The sequence below is a fragment of the Rhodopirellula sp. UH5 genome (assembly GCF_056839225.1).
The window spans coordinates 1229123-1244919 of record NZ_CM166390.1 but is presented as its reverse complement, the minus strand read 5'-3'; the positions used below and the strand labels follow the sequence as shown (position 1 = coordinate 1244919).

Genomic DNA, 15797 nt, shown 5'->3' with positions numbered 1-15797 from the left:
GCCATGCACACGAATTCAGACCGACGAATTCCGGAGGTGAGGCAGGCATTGCAACGGATCTCGTTCCAAGATCATGGGTGCGATGACGATGCCAACCCGGGCCAACGTGGTCGTGTCCATTCGAGATGGATGGCGATCAGGGGGGAGTTGTTGGTGGGAGTATCCGCTTGCACTTGTCGAGTTGAGTTGCTCAAGCGGGCGGGCTCTATGGTAGCAGATTGAAACCAAGGCGATGGGGCTGAGAACGTCCCTGGAAGGCAGGGACTGCGAAGGTGGCCTTTTGTCGAAATTTTGGCACAACATTGCGTTAAACTTGCCTTCGCTCGGAATCTTTGAATGTCTGGGGATTGAAGCCGGGGCTTCTGTTTGACTCCAACGGGAATGGCTCGAATGAACTCTATGCGTCTCACCTGTTTGTTTTGGTTGGCCTGTGGGTGGACGTTCCCCATGGTGGGATCCGTCATCCATGGTTTCGCCGAAGAAACGCCGCGTTTACCAGCGAAGCGTCCCAACATCCTGTTGATCCTTTGCGATGACCTGGGATACGCGGATGTGGGGTTCAACGCGGCGCACTTTGGCGTGCAGACCGATGTTGTGACTCCCCATCTGGACCAGTTAGCGAACGAGGGGGTGATGTTCACTCAGGCGTATGTGTCGCATCCATTTTGTGGTCCGAGCCGGATGGCATTGCTGTCGGGACGGATGCCACATTGTTTTGGTGGGCAGAAGAACCTGCCAAATGAATCCCTCGATCTGTTGGATTACAACGACCAGGGCATTCCTGAAACGGAGGTGTTGATCGGTTCCGTTCTGCAGCAGGCCGGGTATCGCACTGGGTGTGTGGGCAAATGGCACCTTGGTTGCAAGAGACCGTTTCACCCCAACCAACGCGGGTTTGACCAATTCTATGGTTTCTTGGGAGGCGGTCATTTGTACTACCCGTCGGTGTCGGACAAGATCGAACCGAAGGTGAATGACTACCAGTATCTCTTGGAACGAAATGGGCAGTCGATCGAGTCGCCGGAAGGTGCCTACCTGACTGACACGTTGACCGACGAAGCCGTCGAATTCATCGCAAGCAATGACGCCGATCAGCCGTTCTTTTTGTACTTGGCATACAACGCACCGCATTCACCACTGCAAGGAAAGACGGAGGACCTCAAGGCGTTGTTTCCTGATCACGAACCGTCCAACCCTGGCAACGGAGTGGATTTTCGAGATTACGACAAACGCCAGAACTATATTGCCATGATGTACGCAGTCGATCGTGGGGTGTTGCGTCTGAAGCAGACCTTGAAGGACCCCAACCAGGACGGCGATTCAAGTGATTCCATCGCGGCGGACACGCTGATCGTCTTCCTCAGCGACAACGGCGGCAAGATTTTACAAGCGGCCAACAACGCTCCGTTGAAAGACGACAAAGGCTCCACGCACGAAGGAGGAATTCGCGTGCCGATGTTGATCGTGTGGCCGGGGCACTTGGAACCGGGAACCGTGTTTCCACATCCCGTGACGGCACTGGATTTCTACCCGACTTTTGCGGGCTTGGCGGACGCTGCCGTTCCGGTTGGCAAGGTTCTGGACGGCAACGATGTTTGGCAGGATCTGACGTCCGGCAACAATCCGCATGCTCACGACACTCTGTTTTGGCTGCGGCATCACGGCGGAGGCAATGAGGTCGCGATCCGAAACGGCGATTGGAAAGCGTACCGAAAGCAGTTTGGAAAGTGGCAGGTCCACAATGTTGTCGAAGATGCGGCTGAGTCCAAGGACCTGGCATCAACCAACCGTGAGTTCTTGAAACGCCGGGTCCACGAGGGAGCCGATTGGAGCAAGACGCTTGTCTCACCGGAGTGGCATGACACGGCGGCGGGGCGGAAGAGCTGGATCGAGAATGGAATGCCGAAGTTCGAGCAGACGTTCCAATTGCGTTGATGACTCGGGAGACGTGCAAGCCAACGATTCAGCGAGGCTGATGGGCCTGGTTCACTTCACCAGTGCCTGCTGCATGCCTTGTTGGCGGATGCATGCAATGGTGCCTGATCGAAGTGATGGCACAAAAAGGGACGGCCCGATTGCCGCCCCGAGGAACAGCTGAATGACAACTGTTCTGCTTTGATGTTGGAACTCAAATCAACGTTCGGAGAACGCGATCAGATGAGTTTGGTTTTGCCAGGGATGGCGAAGCTTGGCTCGGGGCGGCTGCCGTCCCATTGCAAGTCTTTGGGGAACAGATCCAGTTCCGATTCGTTGGCCACAAAGTCCCAGGTGACTTTCTTGCCGGTGTAGGCTGCCATCCGGCCCATCACGGCAGTCAAGGAACTGTTGGCCGTTTCGAGCAATTCGACGATGGGTTCACCGGACCGAATCGAGTCGATCAAGTCCTTGTGTTCTTGACGGTAGGCGTCGGCGATGCTGCCTTCCAGTTTCAAGGTTTCTTTGCCGCTGCGATCCAGGAAGGTCGACCCACTGCTTCCGGCACCGATGACGGCGAAGCCCTTGGTTCCGCGAACGGTGCTGCCGTTCTCGGCGGTTGTGCCAGGGATTTGGCGACACATGAACGAGACGGGGCGATCGTCTGTGTACAGATAGTCGATGCACATGCTGTCCCACATTTCGCTGTCGTCGGGACGAGTGAAGCGCCCGCCCGAACCATAGGCGCTGACGGGTGGGCCTTGCATGACCCAGTTCATCAGGTCGATGTTGTGGACGGCTTGCTCGGCGATTTGGTCACCGGACAACCAGATGAAGTGCATCCAGTTGTTGAGTTGGTACTGGGTGTCGCTGACGCCTTCGCCACGGTTCTTGTACCAGATGCCGTTGCTGCAATAGCGTGAGGTCATGCCGATGACGTCGCCGATTTCACCGTCATGGATTCGTTTGACCGCTTCCATGTAGTTGCTTTGGCGACGGTACTGGGTGCCGGTGACGATTGCCGTGCCATTCTTCTTGGCTTCTTCGTGAGCAGCCACACAAATGCGGTAGCCAGCGGGATCGACGCAGGATGGTTTTTCAGCGAAGACGTGTTTGCCCGCTTTGACTGCTTCGGCGATATGAAACGGACGGAAGGCAGGCGAGGTCGTCAAGAAAACGACTTCCACATCGGGGTCGGCCAAGACCTTCTTGTAGGCGTCCAGCCCGGAATAGATGCGGTCGTCGGCGACGTTGATCTTGTCAGCGTGTCGACGTTTCATTCCTGTGCGGAGACGTTCCGCGTTGCCTTGGTCCAAGTCGGCGATTGCGACCAGTTCGATGTTGTCGTTGATCGTGAGTGAATCGTTGACGGCACCGGTGCCACGTCCTCCGGCACCGACGATTCCGATTTTGATTTTGCGATCGGGGTCGGTGGACGCGGCTTGGGTGTGAACCATTTGGTTGGCGCCAACGGTGGCCGCCAGGGCTGCGGTGGCGGTCGCACCGCGACGCAGGACATCGCGGCGACTGGTGGTCTGACGTTCAGAAGTGGTGCGGTTCAGCTTGGCATTCATATCAGGCTCACTTGGAAATTGTCAAAAGGAACAATCGCGGCATCACGATTGGGAAGGACAGAAACAGGCAGGTAGGAGTGCGCCAGAACAAACGACTGGCGGCGGGAACGCTGGGAAGGGAAATGGACGAGGCCACGGATCTTCTGGGAAGCAAGTCAAGCGGATTTCGTGACCTCGTCCTTCCCATTCGCTTCGCCCGACAAACGGGCTCCACGAAGTCGAATTTGAAACAGTCGGCAGATCTTAAAGACCTTCGCTGCCGACTGCTTCTTGGCTTTGCAGTTCGATTGTTTTGCCGGTGCGGAAGGACTCATCCGCCGCAGCGACAATTTTCATCGAGTTGACCGCATCTTGAAGATGGGCCGTCAAATCGTTGTCTTGTTGAATTGCATCCAAGAAGAATTGTTGTTCGCGATGGCATAGTCCATCGTGGTCGGGTTCATCTTCCAAATGGATCCATTCGTCGTCGCGGGCAAAGTTGCCTTCGGCGTTGAGTTTGCCGTGGTGCAGGCGGATCGATTCGGTTTTGGTGTGAGCGTCCACGTTGTCGCTCTGTCCCGTCGACGAAGCGGATTCCGCAACGATTGAGACGGAGCCCTTCGGTCCGACCACGTCTTTCACGAAGAATGCGGTCTCGCTCATCATGGGGCCCCAACCGGCTTCGTACCAACCGACCGAACCGTCTTCGAACGTGACCTGCAATTGGCCGTAGTTGACCATTCCCTCCGGGAGTTCGTCGGTCAGACGGGCACCAATTCCGGAAACACGGACTGGTCGCGAACCGGTCATTTGGCACATGACATCGACATAGTGCACGCCACAGTCCACGATCGGGGAAACGGTTGACATCAGCCGTTTGTGAGTTTCCCAGGTTGCACCGGAGGAAGACTGATTGAGGTTCATCCGCATCACCAGGGGCTTGCCCAGAGTGTGAGCGATTTCGATGAACCGGTTCCAACTTGGATGATGTCGCAGAATGTATCCGACCACCACTTTGCGGTTGGTTGCCAAGGCCGAGGCCACGATGGATTCGGCGGCCTGCACCGAATCAGCGAGCGGTTTCTCGACAAAGACGTGGCAACCGGCTTCCAAGGCAGTCGTCACGAAGCGAGCGTGCGTGTCGGGCCAAGTGGAAACGCAAACCGCATCCGGCTGAGTCGCCTGCAGCGCTTCGTCGAAGTCTTGGTAAGTGGGGTAGTCGCTGCCAAGTTCTTCGTTCAGTTTGGCTCCCGATTCTTTGGATCGCGTGCAAATGCCAACGATCTCGAAGCCGTCGATGGCTTGGTACGCCAACGCATGAGATCGTCCCATGTTGCCGGCGCCCACGCACAGAATGCGGACGCGTGGTTGGGGGGAGGTGTCGTCGGACGCACTCATTGCGAGAGTTCTCCAGTCGTGGACGGTGACAGGCATTCCGCAGCGGCGTCGTCGAGCAAATATTGCACGTCACGATGCGACTGCAGAAACGAAGCTGGGATCGCGGAGGTCATCGTTCCCTCGATGGCACGTTGGACAATGTCGGCTTTGTGTTCGCCGAATGCGAGCAATCGGATTCGATGGGATTGCAGAATCGAGTCCACGCCCATGGTGATCGCGAGCAGTGGCACGTGGTCCATGCCACCAAAGTCTTTGACGGCATCCAGCCGTGTGAGGTTGTCAAGTTTGACCAACCGGGTTCGTGTGTCTTGGGTGGCACCTGGTTCGTTGAAACCGATGTGCCCGGTGCGTCCAATTCCTAGCAGTTGAAGATCAATGCCGCCGGTCGTTGCGATCAATTCATCGTAGTCGCGGCAATACCCCGGAACGGCTTCCAACTCAATCGTCCCATTGGGAATGTGAACGTTGGTGCGAACAATGTCGATGTGATCAAACAACTGTTCGTTCATGAAACGAACATAGCTTTGGGCGGCATTCGGTTTGATCGGAAAGTACTCGTCCAGGTTGAACGTGATCACGTTGTGGAAGGAAAGTCCCTCTTCCCGGTGCATTCGTACCAATTCTCGGTAGACACGAATCGGAGTCGATCCGGTCGCCAGTCCGAGAACACAGTTCCGGTTTTCGGAGGCACGTTGGCGGATCAAGGCCCCAATCTCTCTCGCGACGCGTTTGCTGGCGACGCCGGGATCTGGCAACTTCAGAACAGACAGTCCTGGTGTTGACTTCGTTGAGTGATTGAGTGGCGACGGGCTTTCCAAGGTACTGCTCATGAGTGAGACGCATGCATTGCGGAGTCGGGCGAACGGGATGAATGTTGGCTCGGGAAAAGTGCCGCCAGCAAGTCGTCACCGGGGTGGCCATGGCCACGATGCTGCACAAAGGCTTCTGCCGCATGCGTTCCGATGTCGGTTCCTCGAGCTTGGCTGTGGGCTTGCATCGCGGTCAAGTATTCGTTGATGCCGTTGTGCGATCGCAACCATTCCGATTGGCTATGGTGGCAAGCCAACATGCGTGTCTTGGTTTCGAGTTGGTCGCTGATGTCAACGTACGAGGTGGGCGTGATCAAGTTGCCCATCCGATCCTGCCCGTCATGTCCATCGGTGTAGTACAGGTAGGGAACCCTTGAACCATCGAGGACCGGTTCACGGGATGCATTGGGAGCGGCGTAAACAAAGCTGGCGGCTCGACCGAGTTGACCCGAAATCTCATGGTCGGCGTGGTAGTCCGACATCGGCATCGTGATCACCAGAGTCGGCGCGATGCGTCGAAAGAGGTCGATTGATTTTTGCAACGCTTCACGGTCGTACACGAGACGTCCGTCCGGTTCACTCAATGTGTGAAATGTGGCGCCGATCAAATGGGCTGCGTCAGTGCCTTCCTGGAAACGAATTCGGGCGGTTTCATCGGGCCCCATGTTCATCGATCCGCAATCGCCAGCGGTGACCGAAACGATATGAACTTCCCAGCCCGACTGTTGCAATCGAATCAAGGTGCCGCCGCAACTGATCTCCGCGTCGTCGGGATGTGCCATGAACGCGAGGGCCACTTTTCGGTCGGGAATGGAGGGGCTGATTGGCATATCGGGATGACTCACGTTTGGGGGATGCGATTCGTCGTGGCCCATTCTGCAGAGTTGCGAAAGTCGTTTCTCCACGACAGTTGCCATTTTGTGGTACTTTGTTTGCGCGTCGGCAAAGCGTTTTATGAAAATGTGCGCAGTTCTCTGAGAAGTGATACTCGTTGTGCGCATTTAGGGACGATGCATCTTGATGCGTTCGTTCGCCCCGTGATTCGTTTTGGACGCGTTGGCAAGCGAGCTTCGAAACGTCTCTCACCACGCCGCTCGTTCACTCTCACTTGATCACCTGTCATGGCTTCGCCAAGGTCTGCCGCATGAAAGCTTCCTACGAAAAGTTGGTCCCCGACGGTGGGCAATCGTTTCGATGTTTCAATCGCGCGTCGTTGCAGTCACCGGTGAAATGGCATCGCCATCCCGAAGTGGAGCTGACCTACATCCCGTCTGGAGTTGGGTCCCGAATGGTTGGCGACCACATTGGCAGCTACACCGATCACGACCTGGTGTTGCTGGGGTCTGAGTTGCCGCACACGTGGGCTTCGGATGAATACCGAGGTCAGGTTTACGATTTGCACTCCGCGATGGTGTTGCAGTTTCATCCCGACTTCTTGGGGCCGCACTTCTTTCGGCTCAACGAGATGGTGGAGATTCACCAGTTGCTGCAGCGTGCCAGTCGAGGATTGTGGTTTCCGGCTGGGATGGCTGAGTCGGTTGGCAACCGGATGATGGACTTGGAGACGGAGCGAGGAGCGAGCCGCTTGGTGAACTTGCTATCGATTCTGGATGAACTCGCGGGCTGTTCGGATTGCGAGCCGCTCGCGTCCCATTTGTATCGAACCAGTAACAACGAAGAGGTGGAGACCCGCATTCAGGTCATCTGCGACCACATCACGCATCACCTCACCAATCCAGAACTGACGCATCGTGAACTGGCGGAGCTAGCAGACATGAACGCGTCCGCTTTCAGCCGGTTTTTCAAACAGTCGACGGGGCGAACTGTGTCCGCCTACATCAACGAACTGCGAATCGGGTTTGCCTGTCGCTTGTTGACTGACACGGAAGATTCGATTCTGTCGATCAGTCAACAGTCCGGGTATCAGAATTTGTCGAATTTCAACCGACGCTTTCAGCAGCACCGAAAGATGACGCCACGTGAATATCGCAACCGTGTTCGCATCGCGGTTTGAACGAATGGAATCAGTTGGAGGATTCTTCCTTTGAAATCGCTCGAGTCAGTTTGACCTTCATTTTCAATGCTTTTCGCCGCCACTTCGCCGCCTCGTCCTGGTCACCGGCTTTGAGGAACGCATCCGAGACAACCATGAATGCCTCGGCGAGGATCTTGGGATCTTGCGGGTCCTTGGCTTCCTGGATTCGACGCACAAACTCATCCATCTTTTCACGGACTTCTGGCAACGCACAGATCCTTTCTCCTTCTCGCGTGGAACATCCGAAGACGACGCCCGCCAGTTTGTCGTAGTCGCCCAGCAAGTCCGTGCCTTTGGGAACCAACCGCACGACGATTGAGTTCCCTGTGTCGTCGGAGACTTCCATCTGAACGTTCCGGCGTCCGAGCACAATTGGGATCTCGTAGCGATCGTCGTCAACGTAGAGCCCCCAAGTGCCAACAGGCAGTTTGATGGTGGCGAGGCCATTCCGATTGGTGCGGTCTGAAAACAAAGATGGAAAGCGGGGCTGGTCTCGTCGATTTTGGAAGTAGGCGAGCAAGTTGGGAGCATCAAAGAAGTCCGCGCTCCGAGTCAGAGGGGTGCCGTACACTTGAGATCCCCAATTGGTCCACAGGACGTTCGGATAGGCAGTCACTTTCACGTCGCCAAGTGGTTTGTCGTCGAGGCTTTGCACCTGAACTTGGCAGACGTGCAGCGTTTCCATTTCCAGAATGAGGGGAGTGTCAAACGGCGGATCGACCATGACGGGATTCCCGAGACGACTGCTCCGCTTTGGGTCTGATCCAGTGGGGTGAACCCGATGCGTTTTTGTGAGTCCGATGATCTGAATGGATTGATCTCTTGGCCAGCCTTCAATCAAAAAGGTTCCATCGGCATCGACATGAGTCCAGGTCTGCCACGTCGCACGTTCTCGAGCTGACTTGGGCGGAACGGTCATCGCCAGGAGACGGCCGTCGATGACAGGACGGGAAACACTGTCTGCGAGTTTTCCGGGGACCGAAGTTGCGGGGTGCAGCGGTACATCCACCGGAGTGTTCATCCCGGGCTTGAGCTCGACTTCCATCATCTCACTGAAATGCGTTGGTTTGCCGTCCACCAGTCGAACCAATAGAAAATCAGTGGCGCCGGGATAGAGTTGATTGACGCGGACTTGATCGTCTTGGATCTCCCGTCGGTAACTATTTTCCCAAGACCCGATGTCGGAGCGAAGAACTTGGATTTGGTCCAGAGTGAAGTCATCGTCATTCGGGACGATCGGCCGGAAAAGGATGCTCGCCGCCGGTTGCATTTCGATGGCAAAGACGTCGTCGGACGGAACGTCGACGTGAATCGCATCTGGCAAACTGAATGACTCATGTCGAACATGCACGGACACTTGCAGGGTTCGCGACTTTTCACTGGCATCGCGATAGAACGGATACGAAACGTTGGCGAGTCCGTCTTCGTTTGTGCGGGCAGATTCAGGCATCATCTCGGAACGGTCTTTTCCGTTGCTGAGCCAATGGCCGTGGCCTTGCGAGTAGCGAAGTGCCCATGGGGTCACCACGGCACCTTTGATCGGATCACCGTTGGGGGCGGTGACCTCGACGGAAACTGTTTGGATCGTTTGCTCTCCGACGATGGTGAACAGATCGTTCTCGTCCGCCGAAAGCGAACAGTGGCCAGTGGCAACGCACAGCCAAACGACGATGGCTAGCAGCGAAAGTCTCATCACATGTGCCCCAGGAGGTTCGCGAGTTCACGCGTTCATTCGCGCGTATTGCCTCTCCGGATTGTAGGCGAGTCGCCGGCTCGATGCTGGGAGGGTTGCCTTCAGGCGAAATCTTTCTCCAGCCATCTCCAAGCCATGTATTGCATTCTTGGCAGATGGAATGGCCCCTTCCAGAGATTGCCTTTGAGTTCGCTGCTGAGGCTGCCGTCGCGGTGCAAGTATCCGAACCATTCGCCGTGCAGGGCGTCGGGGAAATGGGAGTGCGCCCACTGGTGAGCTTGCCTGTGCCAATCAGCGTACTTGTCGTCGCCGGTCAGCAGATGAGCGAGCAGGGTTGCCAGGATGGTTTCGTTTTGAGGCCACCAGAACTTCATGTCGTGCCAGTACTCTTGAACCGGCAAACCATGCACATCGACAAAGTAGAGGATGCCTCCATGTTTCCGATCCCAGCCACGATGCCACATCCAATCCAGCATTTGGCAGCCCGTTTGGATCAAGGAAGCGTCTTTGCGGAGATGGCCTTCCCAGAGGAGAAACCAAGCTCCTTCGATCGCGTGTCCAGGGTTGAGCGTGCGACCGTCAAAGTGATCGAGAATCTGGCCGTCGAGGCCCACGGTTTCCATCACGCACTCGATGTCGGGCTTCAAGTGAAATTCGCGAATTGTGGCGATGCTTCGGTCGATCCAGTCTTTGGCATTTTCCAGACCAATGGATTGACGCAGTTCTTGAGCGGTGGCGATGGTGATCATCGGGAATCCCATGCCTCGTGTCGGACGCGTCCCGGTGAACTTTGAGGCGGCCTCTTCGCTGCTTAAGTTGTGGTCGACAAATCGTTCGAATGTTTGGATCGCACGTTCGCGGTAGTGAGTTTCCCCTGTGGCCAGAGCGAGTTCTCCATAGGCAATTGCGGCAAAGCACTCCGAGAAGGCATAGCGTCGCTTCCGAATGGGCTGGCCATCCTGCGTGACCTGGAACCACATTCGACCGTCCAAGGGATCGAAGCAATGTTGGTCGAGGAACGTTGCACCGTGGATGGCGAGCTGAAGCCATTCTTCGCGAGGTTCCACGTTGTTGTGGAGTTCGGCGAACAACCAGGTGCAGCGGCCTTGTTGCCACACACCCTTGTCGGTGTCGATCACGGTTCCGTCGCGATTCAGCGAGGTCAGGAACCCGCCGTGTTCCCGATCGACACCGTGCCTCGTCCAAAACGACACCGTGTCGTTCAGCAAACCGTCCCGGTACACCTTGATCAGTTCATTGCGCCGCGTTGGATCCACAGGTCACGACTCCGGTTGGGCGGTGTGTGGTTTGGCTTGGTTCTCAACCAGCGTGTGAATCGTCAATCCTGACAAGGATTCGCTGGGCGGTGACGTCAGCAGACTGGCCAAGTAGCCCGATCCAAAGCAGCTCAAGATGCCAAAGGTTGTGTAGAGATAACCGTTGACGTCAGTGAATTGCCACAACGCGAACATGGTCGTGGCGCCGATGGCGGCGCCCACCATCGCGCCGACCGAGTTGGCTCGCGTGGTCAACCCTCCCAGGACGAACAGTCCGCCCAGGACTCCCATGAACAGGCCAATCACCACAATGAATGTGTCGAAGAGTGACTTGATGCTGGGATCGACAAAGACCAACCCAAACAGGGTTCCCAAAACGCCGATGAGGAACGTCAGGGTCCGAGCGGCAAACAGGTAACCACGTTCGTCTCGGCACAAATTCAGTGGTCGAAAGAAGTCGGTGACCAGAGCGGTCGCGGTCGAGTTCATGCTGGTGGAGACCGTGGACTGGGCTGCAGCAAACACACCCGCGACAATCAGCCCCGCCACTCCGATTGGCATCTCTCGGGCGATGAAGAGCGGGAAGACTTGATCGGTTGTGATCGCCGGTGAAAGTCGCTCGGGATGCGAATGGTAGAAACCGTGTAGCGCCGTGCCAATTCCAAAGAACAGCAACGTTGCCGGGATGGTGAGCACGGCATTGGTCCAAATCGAACGAGCCGCCAGCGATTGGGAAGCGGTGGTCATGTATCGCTGGACGACGGCTTGGTCGGCGGTGTAGGAGGACAGGTTTTGCCCAATCGCACCGAACACGATCACCCACAATGCGATTTGGGCGTGAGTCGGACTGAGGTGAAAGTTTGCCAGTCGAAGCTTGTCGGCGTCGACTGCATGCGACCAACTTCCCGCGAATCCACCGTCGGTGGCGGACAGCATCAACAGGATGGCTAGGAAGGCGCCGCCAAGCAGCACGACGGTTTGGATCGTGTCCGTCCAGATGACCGCTTCGATTCCGCCCATCGTGCAATAGGCGATGCTGAGCCCGCCCATCAATAGCACGGATTGTTGTGGCGTCAGTGGTGTCGCGACCGACAACGCCAGCCCGGTCAGCGACATCACCACCGCCATTCGAAACACGTGGAACAGCGAGAAACTGAGGCTGCCAAACCAACGCACTGAGCGATTGAATCGTTTCTCGAGGTATTCGTAGGCACTGGTCGCATCGATTCGGCGAAAGAACGGCATCGCGACATACACCGCCACGATCGCAACCAGCGGGATCGTGAAGTTGCCGATCGAATACGTCCAGTCTTGCGCAAACGCCTTGGATGGAATGCCGGTGAAGGTCACCGAGCTGAGCATGGTTGCGAAAATGCTGCAGCCAGCCGCCCACCATGGGATCTGACTTCCACCGCGAAAGTAGTCGTCTGTGTTTCGGTTGCGACGAGCGAAGTAGACGCCGATGCCAACCATCGACAGGAGGTAACTGAACAGAACGACGTAGTTCAAGGTTCCAAAGCTGCGATCTGGGGCGTGGACGGAGACGCGGTACACCGACGGCGAACGAACTCGGGGACGGACTTCTCCGGTTGCGACCACGATCGCATCGTTCCAATGCACCGCCGTGGTGGTCACGTGATTCGCGGGACTGCTGCCGGTTTCCGTCCAGGTGTCCGTGATCGTGTGATAGGCAAACGTCTTCTTGAGAAAACCGGGGTGATTGTCCTTCAAATCATCCGCTTGCCCAAACAGGCTGCCGTCATCGCCGCCCAAGACAACCAGGTGGCTTTGTCCAACATGCGTTGCAGTTCCCGCCGCCATGGAGTGCGGGATGTCGGTTTTTTGTTGCCAGGTTTGGTCGCTGGGACGATACGCCCACGTGTCAGTCAGGAATTCGACTCCACTTGCTGCCTGCCGGCGTCCACTGATGACGTACAGACATGTCTCGTAGCCATCGTGCTGGGCGGCGGTCACGTGAAGTGCGCGGGAAGGGCCCGGGAAATCCGGAAGACGCCTCCAAACCAGCAAACTCGGGTCTTGGGATTGGCTCAGGTCCAGCGTCCAAGCAGCCGATGTTGCGGTGGAAAGGTCACTGCCACGTTGCCCGCCAACAACATAGACGGTTTGCCCAATTCGCTCTGCCGAGGCATGAACGCAAGGCTCCGGGAGCGGAGGGAATGGTTGGTGCCGAATTGTTTGGGTGGTCGCATCCCATTGAAGCAAGAAGACCTCGCGAAAAGTTTCTGCCGCGTCGTTTCCGCCGATGCAGAGCAATCCATGGTGTGGTGACACGTCCAGGGGAATCGAAACGGATGCGCCATAGGCCGTCGCCCTTGGGAGGCGACCGGCATCGATCCATTGGGAGTTGGTGGCTGTTGAGTCGTCGGGTTCCGTCAGGACGTAGATTGAATCGTGCCAAACCTTGTTGGATTCCCAAACGGGACGCGGGAAGTTTGCACCGCCGGCGACGATCAATGCATCCCCATCGACACCGACAAAGGGACCAGCAACGCCGAGTGGATCTGGGATGGAGGGAAGTTCGTCCCACTGCAACCAGTCGCTTGAGTCCGCTTGCACGAGAGCAGCGGGGATTCCCAGCACGATGTTGCTCAGCGTGATGGCTGCCAGTGAAACCAGAACTCGGATCCCAGATCGAAATGCAATGCGTGGGGTAGCAAGACGCGTTCGGAATCGTTTGGAAAGACAAGGGGTCATGCGCGGCCGGACTCCGCCGGGGCACGGCACCAATCGAAGAATCCAATTGCCTGCAAGTCATTTCGCAGGGCTTGGGTTTGCGTTGGCGAGAGCGATTCGAGTGGGAGTCGACAGGAACCAACCTCCAGACCTTGCATCGCCAAAACCGCTTTCATGGCAGGATGAAAGGGGTAACGCCCGATGGTGCTGATCATCTCGATGGATTGGGATTGCCATTTGCGAGCCGCGTCCAGTTGACCGCTGGTCAGCGCGAGCGTCATTTGTCGGTAGAGCTTGGCGGCGATGTTGTAAGTGCTGCCGATCGCGGCCCTCGCGCCGGTGGCGGTGGCGCCCAACAACATTTCGTCGCATCCCCAAACGACATCAAATTGCCGGTTGGCCAGTTCCAGGCAGCGTTGGAATTCGAAAAGTTTGGTGTCGGTGTACTTCAATCCCACCAACGTCGGGATCGCATCGTCGGCCTGGGTGAGGAACTCCGGCATTTCGATGTTCGATCCCGTGAGCATCGGAATGTGATAGTAATAGAAGGGAGTCTCCGGCGCAGCGGATGCCAATTCCTTCATGCACTGAACCAGCGTCTGCGTGTTGGAGACTTTGAAGTAAGAGGGACACGTGGCGGAAATCGCGTTGGCGCCAACTTCTTGGGCGTGCGCAGCGAGTGCCTGGGCTTCTCGCAAACTGTTGTGCCCGACCTGAACAAGCACGGGCAGTCGGCCGGCACTGGCTTCGACAAAAGCGGCCGCTACCGATTGCCGCTCAGGCGTTGTCAGCGACATGCCTTCTCCAGTGCTGCCGCAGACATAGAGTCCCGAGATTCCGTCGTGGAGCAGTTTCTCAACCATCTTGGGGACAACGTCGAGACGCAAGTCGCCAGTGGCGGTCATCGGTGTGTAAGTCGCAGCGATCAAGCCAGAGAGTTTTCGGCCTGACATCCGCTGCACCATGAGTGATTCGTCGACCATCAGTTGGCCTCCTTGCCGTTGGATGTTGGTTGAGGTTTTGAAGCGGTTGGTTCGAGAGCGTCCAATGGGATCGCGGTGAAGCTGATCGTTTTGTACCCATCGCGTTCAAACAGGACGCCGATGCGTTCATCTTGTAGGCGTGTCAGGCACGAATAGGCAAAGCCATTGGGATAGACTTTGACCTGTTTCGGCCACGTCTGGCCTTCGTCGTAGCTGATCCGAAGCACACCGTTTTCGCGTTTGTTTTGAGTGGCTGGGTTGGAGAACAGGAGGCGGCTCGTTCCTTCTGTTGGCCAGGAATACCGCAGGATGGCGGCTTGGCAGGTGGGGTCGATCAACTGCTCATCGATCTCAAGCGGTGACCAGGTTTGCCCAGCGTCTTCGCTGATCGCAATCTTTCGATGTTTGGTCGAGCCGGCCCCCTGGGTTCGGGCGTTCAGCATCACTCGCCCGCCTGACAGTTCGACCATTTGAACTTCGTTGCCGTGTCCCTTGCCATCACCCGGAGCGACGTCGCCCATTTGCCAGGTGTGGCCATTGTCGTCGCTGTAGGCGGCGTAGACTTGCCAATTGTTGAAGGGGCCTTGGTTGAACGGCATGATGATCCGCCCTTTTCGCGGGCCGTGGTGCAAGACGATCCCGATGCCGGGTCCCGCAGCGACGCTGGTGACGTCCTGCTCTCGTTTGACCTGTTTGGAAACATCGCGCGGTTCCGACCACCCCAGTCCGTCGTCATCGCTGGTTTGAATAAACGTGAAAAAGGAATCAGGGCCGTGACCGTCGGATGCGTTTCGTTCGCCCAGTTTGCTTCGCTGGTACATCACGAGAACCCGTCCCGATGCCAGCACGACGGCTTGCGGGTTGTTCAGTGAGAGTTTGCCTTGGTCGTTGAGGACGATCACCTCACTCCAAGTCGCTCCGTTATCGGTGGAGCGTTTCATGATCAGATCGTTCTCGGAATGGTCTCCGCCCTGGCGACCCTCCGCGAAGGCCAACAATGTGCCTTGTTGGGTCGTGACGATGGAGGGAATTCGAATGGCGGGGTAGCCATCTTGTTGGGGCACAAACACATCGACGATGCCATGTTCGATGGAGGTCGTTGTTTCGGAGGCGACCAAGTTCGATGATGCCGAGGAGAGGCAGCAGCCACTGATCGTCGCGATCAAGAAAGACACAGCCGCATGACACGCAGAGGGACGGTGCAAAAGGGGGGAATGCAGGCGGGGCACAACGGACTCCGTTGAGGAATGTTTGGCGGGAGGGAGAGGCGAGGCGGGATTGGGAGGGGCGTTATAGCATGTGAGGCTGGGCCAAGGTGGCGTTGGCCTTCCCGACGCAGTGAAGAATCCGCTCGGCCCGTGTCGTTCGCGCAGTGTCGATTGGTCTGTTCAGGCCATCTCGGCACCGCCGGTTTTCGTTGTGGCAGCGTTGGGCGACAACC

11 protein-coding genes are annotated in these 15797 nt (G+C 56.9%); 2 read left to right on the top strand and 9 right to left on the bottom strand.

The genetic code is table 11. The features are described 5' to 3' along the window. Positions 1 to 399 precede the first annotated feature (399 nt). Positions 400 to 1935 (top strand): sulfatase-like hydrolase/transferase, encoded by a 1536-nt coding sequence (locus tag UH5x_RS04485; protein WP_482634857.1) that lies wholly within the window; start codon positions 400 to 402, stop codon positions 1933 to 1935. A 218-nt stretch (positions 1936 to 2153) separates the two neighbouring features. On the opposite strand, the gene UH5x_RS04480 is transcribed toward UH5x_RS04485, so the two are convergent. The 4 genes from UH5x_RS04480 to UH5x_RS04465 all read right to left on the bottom strand — a co-directional run bounded on the left by UH5x_RS04480 (position 2154) and on the right by UH5x_RS04465 (position 6504). Next, positions 2154 to 3488 carry a Gfo/Idh/MocA family protein gene (locus UH5x_RS04480; protein ID WP_482634856.1) on the bottom strand — a complete coding sequence of 445 codons (1335 nt, stop codon included), beginning with the start codon at positions 3486 to 3488 and terminating at the stop codon, positions 2154 to 2156. 243 nt (positions 3489 to 3731) lie between these two features. After that, positions 3732 to 4865: a Gfo/Idh/MocA family protein gene (locus tag UH5x_RS04475; protein WP_482634855.1), complete on the bottom strand. Its 1134-nt coding sequence runs from the start codon at positions 4863 to 4865 to the stop codon at positions 3732 to 3734. Next, complete coding sequence (gene nagB, locus UH5x_RS04470; RefSeq protein WP_083435158.1) at positions 4862 to 5695, bottom strand: glucosamine-6-phosphate deaminase; 834 nt, start codon at positions 5693 to 5695, stop codon at positions 4862 to 4864. Before nagB ends, UH5x_RS04475 begins: the two co-directional genes overlap by 4 nt. Continuing rightward, positions 5692 to 6504 (bottom strand): PIG-L deacetylase family protein, encoded by an 813-nt coding sequence (locus UH5x_RS04465; protein WP_482636126.1) that lies wholly within the window; start codon positions 6502 to 6504, stop codon positions 5692 to 5694. Before UH5x_RS04465 ends, nagB begins: the two co-directional genes overlap by 4 nt. A 314-nt stretch (positions 6505 to 6818) precedes the next feature. Here UH5x_RS04465 and UH5x_RS04460 point away from each other — a divergent pair, with 314 nt between their 5' ends. Then, on the top strand, positions 6819 to 7688 hold the full coding sequence (locus tag UH5x_RS04460) for an AraC family transcriptional regulator (RefSeq protein ID WP_047816991.1): 870 nt from the start codon (positions 6819 to 6821) through the stop codon (positions 7686 to 7688). Between the two features lie 10 nt (positions 7689 to 7698). On the opposite strand, the gene UH5x_RS04455 is transcribed toward UH5x_RS04460, so the two are convergent. The 5 genes from UH5x_RS04455 to UH5x_RS04435 form a co-directional block, all read right to left on the bottom strand. Further along, positions 7699 to 9402: an Ig-like domain-containing protein gene (locus UH5x_RS04455; RefSeq protein WP_482634854.1), complete on the bottom strand. Its 1704-nt coding sequence runs from the start codon at positions 9400 to 9402 to the stop codon at positions 7699 to 7701. A gap of 101 nt (positions 9403 to 9503) precedes the next feature. Continuing rightward, the gene (locus UH5x_RS04450; RefSeq protein WP_482634853.1) at positions 9504 to 10679 is read right to left on the bottom strand and encodes an AGE family epimerase/isomerase; all 1176 of its coding nucleotides are present in this window, start codon (positions 10677 to 10679) and stop codon (positions 9504 to 9506) included. A 3-nt stretch (positions 10680 to 10682) separates the two neighbouring features. Beyond that, positions 10683 to 13394 (bottom strand): sodium:solute symporter family protein, encoded by a 2712-nt coding sequence (locus UH5x_RS04445; protein WP_482634852.1) that lies wholly within the window; start codon positions 13392 to 13394, stop codon positions 10683 to 10685. Beyond that, positions 13391 to 14356 (bottom strand): dihydrodipicolinate synthase family protein, encoded by a 966-nt coding sequence (locus tag UH5x_RS04440; protein ID WP_482634851.1) that lies wholly within the window; start codon positions 14354 to 14356, stop codon positions 13391 to 13393. Before UH5x_RS04440 ends, UH5x_RS04445 begins: the two co-directional genes overlap by 4 nt. After that, complete coding sequence (locus UH5x_RS04435) at positions 14356 to 15531, bottom strand: sialidase family protein (RefSeq protein ID WP_482634850.1); 1176 nt, start codon at positions 15529 to 15531, stop codon at positions 14356 to 14358. Before UH5x_RS04435 ends, UH5x_RS04440 begins: the two co-directional genes overlap by 1 nt. Positions 15532 to 15797: the final 266 nt, after the last annotated feature.